At 51.2% G+C, this 13,672-nt stretch carries 17 protein-coding genes and 1 other annotated feature; of the genes, 5 read left to right on the top strand and 12 right to left on the bottom strand.

The genetic code is table 11. From position 1 onward, the window contains the following. Positions 1-7: 7 nt before the first annotated feature. The 9 genes from btuC to thrS form a co-directional block, all read right to left on the bottom strand. Positions 8-988: a vitamin B12 ABC transporter permease BtuC gene (gene btuC, locus N1249_RS09090; protein ID WP_259838062.1), complete on the bottom strand. Its 981-nt coding sequence runs from the start codon at positions 986-988 to the stop codon at positions 8-10. A gap of 101 nt (positions 989-1,089) precedes the next feature. Further along, the gene (ihfA, locus tag N1249_RS09085) at positions 1,090-1,389 is read right to left on the bottom strand and encodes an integration host factor subunit alpha (protein ID WP_003857805.1); all 300 of its coding nucleotides are present in this window, start codon (positions 1,387-1,389) and stop codon (positions 1,090-1,092) included. A 4-nt stretch (positions 1,390-1,393) separates the two neighbouring features. Further along, positions 1,394-3,781 (bottom strand): phenylalanine--tRNA ligase subunit beta, encoded by a 2,388-nt coding sequence (gene pheT, locus N1249_RS09080; protein ID WP_259836944.1) that lies wholly within the window; start codon positions 3,779-3,781, stop codon positions 1,394-1,396. Positions 3,782-3,796: 15 nt separating this feature from the next. Continuing rightward, the gene (gene pheS, locus N1249_RS09075) at positions 3,797-4,780 is read right to left on the bottom strand and encodes a phenylalanine--tRNA ligase subunit alpha (RefSeq protein WP_259836942.1); all 984 of its coding nucleotides are present in this window, start codon (positions 4,778-4,780) and stop codon (positions 3,797-3,799) included. A gap of 62 nt (positions 4,781-4,842) precedes the next feature. After that, positions 4,843-4,967: a sequence feature (Phe leader region), on the bottom strand. Further along, on the bottom strand, positions 4,918-4,962 hold the full coding sequence (gene pheM, locus N1249_RS09070; protein WP_001386830.1) for a pheST operon leader peptide PheM: 45 nt from the start codon (positions 4,960-4,962) through the stop codon (positions 4,918-4,920). Its footprint overlaps the feature before it by 45 nt. A gap of 240 nt (positions 4,968-5,207) precedes the next feature. Further along, positions 5,208-5,564, bottom strand: coding sequence for a 50S ribosomal protein L20 (gene rplT, locus N1249_RS09065; protein WP_000124850.1), 357 nt, complete (start codon positions 5,562-5,564; stop codon positions 5,208-5,210). A gap of 51 nt (positions 5,565-5,615) precedes the next feature. Further along, positions 5,616-5,813, bottom strand: a complete 198-nt coding sequence (gene rpmI, locus N1249_RS09060) for a 50S ribosomal protein L35 (protein ID WP_003030583.1) — start codon at positions 5,811-5,813, stop codon at positions 5,616-5,618. Between the two features lie 97 nt (positions 5,814-5,910). Further along, positions 5,911-6,453 (bottom strand): translation initiation factor IF-3, encoded by a 543-nt coding sequence (gene infC, locus N1249_RS09055; protein WP_014069901.1) that lies wholly within the window; start codon positions 6,451-6,453, stop codon positions 5,911-5,913. Between the two features lie 3 nt (positions 6,454-6,456). Beyond that, complete coding sequence (thrS, locus tag N1249_RS09050) at positions 6,457-8,385, bottom strand: threonine--tRNA ligase (protein WP_259836939.1); 1,929 nt, start codon at positions 8,383-8,385, stop codon at positions 6,457-6,459. 142 nt (positions 8,386-8,527) lie between these two features. Here thrS and yncL point away from each other — a divergent pair, with 142 nt between their 5' ends. Together yncL and yniD are read left to right on the top strand one after the other, a co-directional pair. Next, entirely contained in the window at positions 8,528-8,800 is a 273-nt protein-coding gene (gene yncL, locus N1249_RS23215; protein ID WP_311202550.1) for a stress response membrane protein YncL, read from the top strand. Between the two features lie 98 nt (positions 8,801-8,898). Beyond that, a complete protein-coding gene (gene yniD / locus N1249_RS09040; RefSeq protein WP_008500658.1) occupies positions 8,899-9,006 on the top strand; it encodes a small membrane protein YniD in 108 nt (35 codons plus the stop codon). A gap of 206 nt (positions 9,007-9,212) precedes the next feature. On the opposite strand, the gene N1249_RS09035 is transcribed toward yniD, so the two are convergent. Beyond that, positions 9,213-9,446, bottom strand: coding sequence for a hypothetical protein (locus tag N1249_RS09035; RefSeq protein ID WP_259836937.1), 234 nt, complete (start codon positions 9,444-9,446; stop codon positions 9,213-9,215). Between the two features lie 265 nt (positions 9,447-9,711). Continuing rightward, a complete protein-coding gene (locus N1249_RS09030) occupies positions 9,712-10,470 on the bottom strand; it encodes a YdiY family protein (protein ID WP_014069898.1) in 759 nt (252 codons plus the stop codon). A 295-nt stretch (positions 10,471-10,765) separates the two neighbouring features. Here N1249_RS09030 and pfkB point away from each other — a divergent pair, with 295 nt between their 5' ends. The 3 genes from pfkB to N1249_RS09015 all read left to right on the top strand — a co-directional run bounded on the left by pfkB (position 10,766) and on the right by N1249_RS09015 (position 13,058). Then, the gene (gene pfkB / locus N1249_RS09025) at positions 10,766-11,698 is read left to right on the top strand and encodes a 6-phosphofructokinase II (RefSeq protein WP_259838058.1); all 933 of its coding nucleotides are present in this window, start codon (positions 10,766-10,768) and stop codon (positions 11,696-11,698) included. Between the two features lie 103 nt (positions 11,699-11,801). Further along, entirely contained in the window at positions 11,802-12,092 is a 291-nt protein-coding gene (gene ghoS / locus N1249_RS09020) for a type V toxin-antitoxin system endoribonuclease antitoxin GhoS (RefSeq protein ID WP_259836934.1), read from the top strand. Between the two features lie 105 nt (positions 12,093-12,197). Then, entirely contained in the window at positions 12,198-13,058 is an 861-nt protein-coding gene (locus N1249_RS09015) for a fructosamine kinase family protein (RefSeq protein ID WP_259836932.1), read from the top strand. Between the two features lie 36 nt (positions 13,059-13,094). On the opposite strand, the gene N1249_RS09010 is transcribed toward N1249_RS09015, so the two are convergent. After that, positions 13,095-13,631, bottom strand: a complete 537-nt coding sequence (locus tag N1249_RS09010) for a YniB family protein (RefSeq protein ID WP_259836931.1) — start codon at positions 13,629-13,631, stop codon at positions 13,095-13,097. Between the last annotated feature and the right edge of the window lie 41 nt (positions 13,632-13,672).

Here is a 13,672-nt window from a genome sequence, read left to right as displayed (position 1 = left end):
GGTAGGTTTAACGTCCGGCTTTTAATAGTAGCCAGATAAATACTGGCGCGCCTAGCGTGGCGGTGACCACGCCAATCGGCAATTCAGCGGCAGTCAGTGCAAGCCTGGCGATAATATCAGCCATCAGCAGCGTTGCCGCACCGGCTATGGCCGCGCTCGGGAGTAACGTGCGGTGATCCGTGACGCCACAAAGTCGTAGCATGTGCGGGATAACAAGGCCAATAAAACCAATGGCACCGGCCAGCGCTACGCTCACCCCCACCATCCAGCCAATGGCAATGACCAGCACATTGCGCCATAAATTCATCGACATGCCGAGCTGGCGGGCGGAGGTTTCCCCCAGCGCAAGGATGTTCAGCGGCTGCGCCTGGCAGCACGCCCAGATTATCACCGGGATAAGCAACACCATCAGCCACCCCTGGCGCCAGTCAACGCCGCCAAACCCGCCCATCATCCAGTACATCAACTGGCGTAAATCAAATGAGGTAGAAAAATAGACCGCCCAGGTCATGAGCGCACTGCAAATGATCCCCAGCGCAACCCCGGCCAGCAGCAACCGGCTGGTCGATAAATGACGTCTTGCGAAGCGCAGGAGTATCACGGTAATCACAAGCGCACCGACAATGGCGCTCAGACTAATGCTCCAGGCTGAAAGCTCTCCGCCTCCCAGCATGACCGCCGCAATCAGCCCTACGCCTGCCCCATTCGACACTCCCAGCAGGCCCGGCTCCGCCAGCGGGTTTTCAAACAGCGCCTGCATCATGGTGCCGCAGAGCGCCAGCGCCGCGCCAACGAGGATCACCGCCAGGGTACGCGGCAGACGGATTTGCCAGACAAAAAGCTGCCCGTCTGCGCCAAACCAGCTTTCCGGCCCCAGCCACCGGTCGCCCGCGCACAGACTGACGGCTGCGGCAACAAAGAGCAGCAGCACAAGTACAAGCAGGCGACGCAGGTCGGATTGGCGCTGGCGGTGAGCGAAATCAGGCATAGACATGGTTTTATCAGGATGAGATGTAATTGATTTTACGGTGGGTTCACAGGAGAGCAAAGAAAAAAGGCCGCGAATGCGACCTTTTTAGTTAGTTCATATTACTCTGCTTTGGGCGTTGCGTTTTCGACACGGCTTTTTAACTTCTGGCCGGGTCTGAAGGTCACCACGCGGCGGGCTGTAATGGGAATATCTTCCCCCGTCTTCGGGTTGCGGCCCGGACGTTGGTTTTTGTCTCGCAAATCAAAATTGCCAAAACCGGAGAGTTTTACCTGCTCGCCGTTTTCCAGAGCACGACGGATCTCTTCGAAAAACAGCTCTACCAGCTCTTTGGCATCCCGTTTGCTAAGCCCAAGCTTATCAAACAGATATTCTGACATTTCAGCTTTTGTAAGCGCCATAGGTTCAATCCCTCAATGATGCCTGGAATCGCTCTTTTAATGCCTCTACACATTTGGCGACGGTAGCGGCAATCTCCTCTTCTTCGAGTGTACGGCTGGTATCCTGAAGGATAAGGCTGATAGCGAGGCTCTTGAAACCTTCTGCTACGCCCTTGCCGCGGTACACGTCAAATAAGTTTACGCCAACTACCTGATTTACGCCAACTTTCTTACATTCGGCCAAAATATCTGCTGCAGGCACGTTTTCAGCGACCACAACCGCGATATCACGACGGTTCGCCGGGAAGCGTGAAACATCCTGCGCCTGAGGAATGACGCGGTCTGCAACCGGATTCCACTCCAGCTCGAACACGATGGTACGGCCGTTCAGGTCCAGTTTGCGCTCCAGCTCAGGGTGAACAACCCCAATGAAACCAACGCGTTTGCCATCTAAATAAATGGCAGCGCTCTGGCCTGGATGCAGGGCCGGGATGGATTCCGCGCGGAATTCAATTTCAGATAATTTACCGGTCAGATCGAGAATCGCTTCCAGATCGCCTTTCATATCGTAGAAATCAACCGTCCCTTTTGCCAGGTCCCAGTGTTCTTCATAGCGGTTGCCGCTGATGGCGCCAGCCAGCATGAGATCCTGACGGATGCCTAAATTTGCCTGATTATCTGGCACAAAGCGCAATCCACTTTCGAAAATGCGCACACGGTTTTGCTGACGATTCTGGTTGTAAACGATAGTCCCGAGCAGACCCGTCCACAGGGACAGACGCATTGCTGACATTTCGCTTGAGATTGGGCTTGGCAGGATCAGCGCTTCCTCAGCCGGGTGGATCCACTGCTGTACCTTCGGATCAACGAAGCTATAGGTGATCACTTCCTGATAGCCTTTGTCGTTGAGCATGGTTTTCACACGCTTCAGGGACAGATCGGCTTCACGGTGAGAGCCCATGACCAGGCCTGCCTGTACCGGCGCGTCTGGAATGTTGTTGTAGCCGTAAACACGCGCCACTTCTTCCACCAGGTCTTCTTCGATTTCCATATCGAAACGCCATGATGGCGCGACAGCTTTCCACTCGTCCTGACCTTCGGTGACTTCACAGCCCAGACGGCGCAGAATGTCGCTGACCTGCGCATCCGCAACGTGGTGGCCAATCAGACGATCCAGCTTGCTACGGCGCAGGGTGATGGTTGCGCGCTTCGGCAAAGTGGCTTCGTTTGTCACATCAATAACCGGGCCCGCTTCGCCGCCGCAGATATCGATCAGCAGGCGCGTTGCACGCTCCATTGCTTTGTATTGCAGTGCCGGGTCAACGCCACGCTCGTAACGGTGAGAGGCATCGGTATGCAGGCCATGACGGCGCGCACGGCCCGTGATAGACAGCGGGCTGAAGAAGGCGCATTCCAGCAGTACATTCTGCGTTTCGTCATTCACACCGGAATGCTCACCACCGAAGATACCGCCCATCGCCAGCGCTTTACCATGATCCGCAATGACCAGGGTGTCAGCGTTAAGTTTTGCTTCGCTGCCGTCCAGCAGAACCAGGGTTTCGCCCTCTTTCGCCATACGCACAACAATACCGCCTTCGATACGATCTTTATCAAATGCGTGCATCGGCTGGCCCAGCTCCAGCAGGACGTAGTTAGTCACGTCTACTACCGCATCAATAGAGCGGATGCCGCAACGACGCAGCTTCTCTTTCATCCACAGTGGGGTTGGCGCTTTAACGTTAATGCCTTTCACGACACGGCCCAGGTAACGTGGACACGCATCGGCCGCTTCAACCTGAATCGGCAGAGTGTCGGCGATGGTGGCAGCCACTGGCGTGATATCTGGCACGTTCAGTTCAACCTGGTTCAGCACGGCAACATCACGCGCCACACCGATAATGCCTAAGCAGTCGGCACGGTTTGGGGTCACGCTGATCTCGATGGTGTTGTCGTCGAGTTTCAGGTATTCGCGAATATCCGTACCGATTGGCGCATCCAGCGGCAGCTCAATGATGCCGTTGTGGTCGTCGGAAATACCCAGCTCAGAGAAAGAGCACAGCATCCCTTCAGACGGCTCACCGCGCAGTTTTGCGGCTTTAATTTTGAAATCACCCGGCAGTACCGCACCGACGGTTGCCACAGCAACTTTCAGCCCCTGACGGCAGTTTGGCGCGCCACAGACGATATCCAGCAGGCGTTCGCCGCCCACGTTCACTTTTGTTACGCGCAGTTTGTCTGCATTAGGATGCTGGCCGCATTCAACCACTTCACCCACAACTACACCGTTAAAGGCACCTGAAACTGGCTCAACGCCGTCAACTTCCAGGCCTGCCATGGTGATTTGGTTGGAAAGCGCTTCGCTATCGAGAGAGGTGTTCACCCATTCGCGTAACCACAGTTCACTGAATTTCATTGTTCTGTCCTGCCCTTATTTAAACTGTTTGAGGAAACGCAGATCGTTTTCGAAGAATGCGCGCAAATCGGTTACGCCGTAGCGCAGCATGGTCAAACGCTCCATGCCCATACCGAAGGCAAAGCCAGAGTAGACTTCAGGATCAATGCCGACATTACGCAGAACATTTGGGTGCACCATGCCGCAGCCCAGCACTTCCAGCCATTTGCCGTTTTTACCCATCACGTCAACTTCCGCGGACGGTTCGGTGAACGGGAAGTAGGAAGGACGGAAACGAACCTGCAAATCTTCTTCAAAGAAGTTATTCAGGAAGTCGTGCAGTGTTCCTTTCAGGTTGGTAAAGCTGATGTTTTTATCAACGATCAGACCTTCCATCTGGTGGAACATTGGGGTGTGCGTCTGGTCGTAATCGTTACGATAAACACGGCCTGGCGCGATGATGCGAATTGGCGGCTCTTGATCTTTCATGGTGCGGATCTGCACGCCAGAAGTCTGGGTACGCAGCAGACGCGTAGCATCAAACCAGAAAGTGTCGTGGTCAGCGCGTGCCGGATGATGGCCAGGAATGTTCAGGGCATCGAAGTTATGATAGTCATCTTCAATTTCCGGGCCAGTCGCTACGGTAAAGCCGAGCTCACCGAAGAAACTTTCAATACGGTCAATAGTACGGGTAACCGGGTGCAGACCGCCGTTCTCAATACGACGACCAGGCAGGGAAACATCGATAGTTTCTTCAGCCAGACGCGCGTTCAGTGCCGCATTTTCCAGCGCGGATTTACGCGCATTCAGCGCCTGCTGTACCTGCTCTTTGGCTTCGTTAATCACCGCACCCGCTGCCGGACGATCTTCTGCTGGCAACTCACGCAGGGTAGTCATTTGAAGGGTCAGGTGCCCTTTCTTACCCAGATATTCGACGCGGACGTTGTCTAACGCGGCAACATCTGAGGCCTGGTTAATGGCGGCCGTTGCACTGGCAACCAGCTCTGCGAGATGTGACATGGTTTTCCTCATTATGTCGGTGCAGACACCGATTTGGTGGACTTAATCTCTCGAATTTAGACACAAAAAAAGCCTCCATCAGGAGGCTTATTCGGCGCTGTTTTTCGTTTCATCTTTCACGCGCTAGCCTCCTGATATCAGGTGCTAAAGTAAAAGAAGAAGCGGAAAATAGCAGCATTCATGCTTGCGTTACCTTATAGGTTTCGAGCCGTTAAGGCCTTATTGGAAAGCCTGAACGGGTAAAAGTCAATCATCAGATAAACATATACCCTAAATAATTCAAGTTTTAACAAGGCGGCAAGAGAGTGAATCCTCAGGAGCTTACATCAGTAAGTGACTGAGGTGAACGAACGCAGCCAACGCGGGTACAACTTGAAGTATGACGGGTATATGAAAAGAGGGAGCAAAGCCCCCTCTTCCAACTGGCTTACGCCAGTGCTGCTTTCGCTTTTTCGACCAGAGCGGTGAACGCTACTTTGTCGAATACTGCGATGTCAGCCAGGATCTTACGGTCGATTTCAACAGAGGCTTTTTTCAGGCCGTTGATGAATTTGCTGTAAGAAATACCGTTCTGACGTGCTGCTGCGTTGATACGTGCAATCCACAGTTGACGGAACTGACGCTTACGTTGACGACGGTCACGGTAAGCATACTGACCAGCCTTGATAACAGCCTGGAAGGCAACGCGGTATACGCGTGAACGCGCACCGTAGTAGCCTTTAGCTTGTTTCAGAATTTTTTTGTGACGTGCACGAGCAATTACACCACGTTTTACGCGAGCCATGTGAGCTCTCCTGTATCTATATTCTTAGTAAAAAAATTAAACGTTAACGGCTTATGCGTACGGCAGGCACGCGATAACCAGACCCAGATCGCCTTTAGACACGAGGCCTTTTGGACGCAGGTGACGTTTACGTTTAGTAGATTTTTTGGTCAGAATATGACGCAGGTTTGCGTGCTTACGCTTAAATCCACCACCACCGGTTTTTTTGAAGCGCTTAGCAGCACCGCGTACGGTCTTAATTTTAGGCATCTTAATAACTTCCACTTCGCATTGTTAAATAAACGAAACATAGGCGAGCAAAACCTATGAGGCCCGAAGGCTCCACAGATTTTGCTGCTTGAAGGCCTTACTGTTTCTTCTTAGGAGCGAGCACCATGATCATCTGGCGGCCTTCGATCTTCGTAGGGAAGGATTCGACTACTGCCAGTTCACTCAGATCGTCACGGACGCGGTTAAGCACTTCCATACCAATCTGTTGGTGGGCCATCTCACGACCGCGGAAACGCAGTGTGATCTTGGCCTTATCGCCATCTTCCAGAAAGCGAATCAGGCTGCGGAGTTTTACCTGATAATCGCCATCGTCGGTACCAGGACGGAATTTAATTTCCTTAACCTGGATAACTTTTTGCTTCTTCTTCTGTTCCTTAGAAGACTTACTCTTTTCATAAAGGAACTTGCCGTAGTCCATGATACGACAAACTGGCGGTTCGGCGTTAGGGCTGATTTCAACTAAATCTACTCCAGCTTCTTCAGCCTTTTCGATCGCTTCTCTCAGACTCACAATTCCCAGTGGCTCACCTTCCAGATCTGTTAAGCGAACTTCCTGGGCGCGAATCTCGCCATTGATACGATTCGGACGTGCCGTTTGAACTCGTTTTCCGCCTTTAATACCTTATTCCTCCAGTTGTTGAAGACTGCGGCTGCGAATCTCTTGTTGCAGCTTCTCAATCACTTCACTTACGTCCAGGCTCCCCAGGTCTTTACCACGGCGGGTGCGAACGGCAACTTTGCCTGCTTCCACCTCTTTATCACCACAGACCAACATATACGGGACACGACGTAAAGTGTGCTCGCGGATTTTAAAGCCAATCTTCTCATTTCTCAAGTCTGCTTTTACGCGAATGCCCGCATTTTGTAGTTTCTGCGTCAATTCTTTAACGTAATCTGCCTGAGAATCGGTAATGTTCATCACGACTACCTGCACTGGCGCCAGCCAGGTTGGGAAGAAGCCCGCGAACTCTTCGGTCAGGATGCCGATGAAGCGCTCCAGAGAACCGAGAATTGCACGGTGAATCATTACCGGTACCTGACGCTCGTTGTCTTCGCCAACATAAGAGGCGCTTAAACGCTGCGGCAGGGAGAAGTCCAGCTGTACAGTACCGCACTGCCAAGCTCTGTCGAGGCAGTCATACAGGGTAAATTCAATTTTCGGGCCGTAGAAGGCACCTTCGCCAAGCTGGTATTCGAACGGAATACCGTTCTCTTCCAGCGCCACGGCCAGATCCGCTTCAGCACGATCCCAGGTCTCGTCGCTGCCGATACGTTTTTCAGGGCGAGTTGAGAGTTTGACCACGATCTTCTCGAAGCCAAAAGTGCTATACATATCGTAGACCATACGAATACAGGCGTTAACTTCGTCACGTACCTGATCTTCAGTACAGAAGATATGCGCATCATCCTGAGTAAAGCCACGAACACGCATCAGACCGTGCAACGCACCTGATGGCTCGTTACGGTGGCAGCTACCAAACTCCGCCATACGCAGCGGCAGGTCGCGGTAGGATTTCAGACCCTGGTTGAAGATCTGAACGTGACCCGGGCAGTTCATTGGCTTGATGCAGTATTCACGGTTCTCAGAAGAGGTGGTGAACATCGCATCTTTGTAGTTGTCCCAGTGGCCGGTTTTTTCCCACAGCACACGGTCCATCATGAACGGGCCTTTCACTTCCTGATACTGGTACTCTTTCAGCTTGGAGCGCACGAAAGTTTCCAGTTCACGGAAGATAGTCCAGCCATCGTTATGCCAGAACACCATACCCGGCGCTTCTTCCTGCATATGGTACAGGTCAAGCTGCTTACCGATTTTACGGTGGTCGCGTTTTGCGGCTTCTTCCAGGCGTTGCAGGTACGCACTCAGGGCTTTCTTATCTGCCCATGCGGTACCATAAATGCGCTGCAACATCTTGTTGTTGCTGTCGCCACGCCAGTAAGCGCCCGCAATCTTCATCAGTTTGAAGTGATGACAGAAACGCATGTTCGGCACGTGCGGCCCACGGCACATGTCGATGTATTCTTCGTGATGGTACAAGCCTGGCTTGTCATCATGAGAGATGTTCTCATCAAGAATAGAGACTTTATAGCTCTCGCCACGCTTCACGAAGGTTTCACGCGCTTCGTGCCAGCTGACTTTCTTCTTAATGACGTCGTAGTTGGATTCAGCGAGCTCGTGCATACGTTTTTCGAGCGCGTCGATATCTTCCTGGGTCAGGGTGTGGTCAAGGTCAACGTCATAATAGAAGCCGTTGTCAATAACCGGGCCAATCGCCATTTTGGTGTTTGGCCACAGCTGCTTGATTGCATGACCTAACAGGTGCGCACAGGAGTGACGAATGATCTCCAGACCTTCTTCATCTTTCGCTGTGATGATTGACAGTTTCGCATCGTTTTCAATCAGATCGGACGCATCAACCAGCTCACCATTTACACGGCCGGCAATAGTCGCTTTTGCGAGTCCAGGACCGATGTCCAGGGCCACATCCATTGGGCTAACAGCGTGGTCGTATTGGCGTTGGCTGCCATCAGGAAGAGTAATTACAGGCATTTTATATCCTTATTTGCAGTGATGCCCCACACATAAGAGCATATACAAAGAAAATAATCGTGATTTAACAGTAGATTACGAGGCCATCTGACCAACAATCGTCAAATTGGTTCGTTATCATGCACCCGACGAATTCAGACAAATGCGGATTTACGCCAGGCCTTGCAATGTTAACACTAACAAAAGGGAGAATGCACCCTCTGTGGCAGACAGAAGTACCTGGTACTTTCGCATGAGTTTGCAGGGGTTCGCTTCCTGGCGCTCGCATTCCAGTCGTGCTGAGCTATTCTTGAACAGGTCCTTAAACCTTAAGGGGCAAAACATGAATGTATCCAGTAGAACCGTAGTGATATTGAATATACTTTCAGCCACCGGTTTATTGTTGATTCTCGCAGAAAGATTCCACTGGTTCTGAACCGCACCACTATGATGTGGCATAACCTAATCCCGGATAATGCGCATTTCACCGCTCTCTTTGGTACACTGGCATTATCAACAGACAAGGATTAGGTTATGCCAACAAAACGATTTGCCGTAAAGCACTGGAAAATGGTGCTGGTGTTAATTGCTATCTGCGGAGCGATGTTACTGTTACGCTGGGCGGCAATGATCTGGGGTTAGAACGTCATGGAATTAGACAGGCGAAATGCCTTTACCGAATAATACATTTCGGTGAAGGTTTTTTTGCGAATACGAAATACAGGTAATGAATAAACTTTAATTATCTTTACATCATTTTAAACCGCAAAAAACCGGTACATCACAATCCGGTTTTTGACGGGTTGAGTTATTGGTTTAATTTCAATAACAACGCGACAAGGAACGTATCAGGACCACTCACCTGCAACCAGTTTATGCACATCAAATGCGTCATTCATTGATTGACCGGTAGATTGGGAACCTGGGGCAATGTTAGAGCCTGCTTCAACGTCAGACGCTTTCGCAATGCCGACCTGGGTATTGCTGTTACTGGCAGGTGGAGTAACTTCATCAGCAGCGAATACGCCAAAGGAGAGTGCAGAAAGCACCATTGCTGCTGCGGCAGTTTTGATTTTTTTCATAATAATGGTTCTCTTACTGAATTAATGCAGAACGACTTAAGGCGAAATTTTGCCTGTGTTATGAGTGTAGATCTGGATCACACTTTTGCCTAGTCAATTTATTTATCAATTCGTGTCAAATAAACTGAATGTAATACGAAGGGAGTCATTATGGAGAAAATATGGAGATATCTGCCGAATAAATATTTTAAAACGCTGTTCAATATAAAATAGCACAGTTCGTAAAAATAAAAAAACGGGCCGATAATATTTCGGCCCGCGGAAATTACATTTTGTAGCCCAGTGAAATCGTGGTTCTGCGGTCAGTGTGATCCGGTGCAGTATCTGGAGGCGAAGAGTTCCAGGTCACGTTGTAAGCCACTTTTAAACCAAAGTGTTCATTGATTGCTACATTCAGCGCCGTTTCAGAGTTTAACGTTGTATCATCGGCACCGAATACAGAAACACCCTGAGTAAATTTGGTGTTGTCGGTCATCTGCCAGGCATAAGTACCAGACGCATAGCCTAACGGTTGGGTTTTGGTATCGCCGTCGGTGTACTCGTCATAACGTACACCAGGACCGAATTCAAAACGGAAGCTGTGAACAGGCCCGTTCAGGAACTGGCGACCATAACCTGCGGTGAAGACATCACGCTGGCGATAGCCGTTGTAACGGTCGGTTAACCAACTGGCCTGACCGAACAGGTAGTCGTAATCGGTCATATTGTAACGACTACGTCCACCTACTGCGTATTTTTCGGAAGAGCGTTCGTCGTTAGCGGAGGTGTTGCTGGCGTTACCCCACAAGGACCAGGCCGTGTTGCTACCATACCAGGTCAGCGTGCTGTCCGCTGTCAGCGAAGAACTTTTCGTGTTACCGGATTGCGCCAAATATCCGGCGTTCAGGTTACCTTCAAAGGGCTTTTGCGCCGTGGTGGGATCGTCCATGACAGTAAAAACGGTATCATCGGCGGTCGCATTCATTGATGCAAACACGCCACCCGCCAGCATCAGTGCAGCGGGTACTGTCTTCAAAAGCTTCATTTTATTAAGGAGTCCGTACAACAAAAAAAGAGACCATTACGGTCCCGGAAACTTTCTTGAGGATCAATGACAAGGCGTCCAGAGAAAGGTAAGAAATTATAAAAAGGCCCAAATAACATAGCAATGTTTTCTTATTTCATTTTTTGAATAAGAACGCTCCCAAAACGAGTTTTATTTTATAAACCAATTTGGTTACTTTTCTCATTATTCATATTGAAAATCATGATGTTAATTACTTTGCCTTCTGGTGAATTGGTGCCAGGATTACTGATACCCATACTAAAAGGAGGTAATGATGGTTTCTATTTATACACTCACGCTCTCCCCTTCCCTCGACTCCGCCACCCTGACGCCGCAGATTTACCCGGAAGGTAAACTGCGCTGTAGCGCCCCTGTGTTTGAACCAGGCGGGGGTGGGATCAACGTGGCGCGCGCCATTACGCACCTCGGCGGAAAGGCGACGGCAATATTCCCCGCCGGCGGCGCTACCGGAGAACATCTGGTCGCATTACTGGCAGATGAAAAGGTCGCGGTTTCAACTGTTAACGCCCAGGACTGGACGCGGCAGAACCTGCACGTGCACGTGACATCCAGCGGCGAACAGTACCGTTTCGTTATGCCCGGCGCGAAACTGAGCGAAGATGAATTTCGCCAGCTTGAAGAAAAAGTTCTGGCCATCGAGAGTGGCGCCTTGCTGGTCATTAGCGGTAGCCTGCCGCCTGGCGTCAAAACGGAAAGGCTGACGCAGCTGATCCGGGCAGTCCAGCAGAAGGGGATCCGCTGCATTGTTGACAGCTCCGGTGAAGCACTTCAGGCCGCTTTAGAGCCAGGTCAACTTGAGCTGGTCAAACCCAACCAGAAAGAGCTAAGTGCGCTGGTCAATCGTGAGCTCACCCAGCCTGACGATGTGCGTACAGCGGCACAAGAGCTGGTTCATAGCGGCAAAGCCCTGCGTGTGGTGGTGTCTCTTGGCCCACAAGGGGCATTAGCCGTTGATGGCTCCGGTTTTGTACAGGTGGTTCCGCCGCCAATGAAAAGCCAGAGCACCGTAGGTGCAGGCGACAGCATGGTGGGTGCAATGGCGCTAAAACTGGCACAAGGGGCCTCGCTGCTGGAGATGACGCGCTACGGTGTGGCGGCAGGTAGCGCGGCAACCATCAACCAGGGTACGCGGTTGTGTTCTCTTGCCGATACGCAAAAAATTGTGGATTACCTTTCCAGAAGTTAAGACATTCTCCCCTTCGTTATGGAGGGGAAATGCTCCCCGGGTTCGCCAAACGCGTACTATCGACTATGCTAAGAAAACTTTCATGATAACAATGGGGTGAAATATGAGCAGTGGGGACATCACTCGCTACGTCATAACCGTCAATTTTCATGAAGCATCACTGACCGAACTCAATGAAATCAACAATGCCTTTACGCGAGCGAACTTTTTACTCACGCTGACCGATGAAGAAGGCAATATTCATGAACTCGGCACGCTGACGTTTGGGCTGATAAGCGCGCTATCCAGCGATGAAGTAAGCGCGCTGGCAAGCAGCCTGATTGAAAGTGCCACCCACAAAACAGCCGACATTGACGTAGACACCTGGGAAAACTGGCAAAAAAAAGAACAATAAGTGCCCTGCGTTGATCCAAACGGCTCAGGTGTGCGTTAGTTCGTATTTTTTTACAGCGGTTTTGCGCTAACTTTATGATCTGGCAGACAACATGGGAGAGACATCATGTGGCAGGCTATCAGTCATCTTTTAAGTGAGCAACTGGGTGAAGGTGAGATTGAACTGCGTAACGAACTGCCAGGCGGAGAGATCCACGCCGCATGGCATTTACGCTACGCAGGGCGTGATTTCTTCGTCAAGTGTGATGAACGGGAGCTTCTCCCTATCTTCACTGCCGAAGCCGACCAGTTAGAGCTGTTATCCCGCAGCAGGACCGTTACGGTTCCTCAGGTCTGGGCCTTAGGCAGCGATCGTGACTACAGCTTCCTGGTGATGGATTATCTCCCTGCCCGTCCGTTAGATGCCCATAACGCCTTTATCCTTGGGCAGCAGCTGGCGCGTCTGCATCAGTGGAGCGACCAGCCCCAGTTTGGGCTCGATTTTGATAACGATCTCTCCACCACTCCGCAACCCAATGCCTGGCAACGCCGCTGGTCAACCTTCTTTGCCGAACAACGCATCGGCTGGCAGCTTGAGCTGGCTGCGGAAAAAGGGCTGGAGTTTGGCAATATCGACGCCATTGTCGAACATGTTCAGCAACGTCTTGCTTCGCATCAACCGCAGCCTTCGCTTCTGCATGGCGATTTATGGTCAGGAAACTGCGCGCTGGGGCCAGATGGTCCGTATATTTTCGACCCGGCCTGCTACTGGGGCGACAGAGAGTGCGATCTTGCCATGCTACCTCTCCATCCTGAGCAGCCTGCGCAAATCTATGACGGATATCAGTCAGTGTCGCCACTCCCGGCAGACTTTCTTCAGCGCCAGCCGGTTTACCAGCTTTATACCCTGATTAACCGTGCGATTTTGTTTGGTGGCGAGCACCTGCTGAACGCCCAGCGCGCGCTGGAGCGCGTACTGGCGGCATAAGAGAGGAACGGGTGGCCAGATGCCACCCGTTTGTTCTTATAAGAAACCGAGTAACGAGAAGAAAAAATATCCGGCCACGATAATTATCACCGGCAGGACGTAGAGCGGAAAAATCTGCAGGAAAATGGTGTTACGCGGAACCACGATGCGGGACTCAATTTGCTCGCGGCTCATTCCTTCCGCCCCTTTCGCCTGCTCCAGGATCAGCTGGTCTTCCACCCCTTCACGCAAAAAACGCGTCTGGCGACTCATTCTGGCACCCGACGCCTGGAGCGCCATCGCGACAAAGATCAGCGCATAGATTATCCAGAATCCGACATTGAGCTTCTGGTGAAAATCAGGTGTTGGCGAGTTGAACCAGAAGAAGTTTAAAAAAGGTGTATTAAAACGCATCATCTCAATCATGACATGCGCAAAATCAAGCATTACCGCATTGATACCCGGCTGTTTTTCGCTGTGATCGTACATAAACTTAAGCACAGAAATCAGCGTGGAAATCACGGCCGGAATAAAGATCACCCACCCGGCAATACGTTTTAAGACAGCAATGCGTCCAGCTTGTTGATACGTCATCAGTTCCCCTTCAAAAGACGCGTTATTTGTGCCTAAGTCTA

The organism is Enterobacter sp. CP102 (assembly GCF_025152625.1).
GTDB classification, from domain to species: Bacteria; Pseudomonadota; Gammaproteobacteria; order Enterobacterales; family Enterobacteriaceae; genus Enterobacter; species Enterobacter soli.
This window is presented reverse-complemented; position numbering and strand designations above follow the sequence as displayed.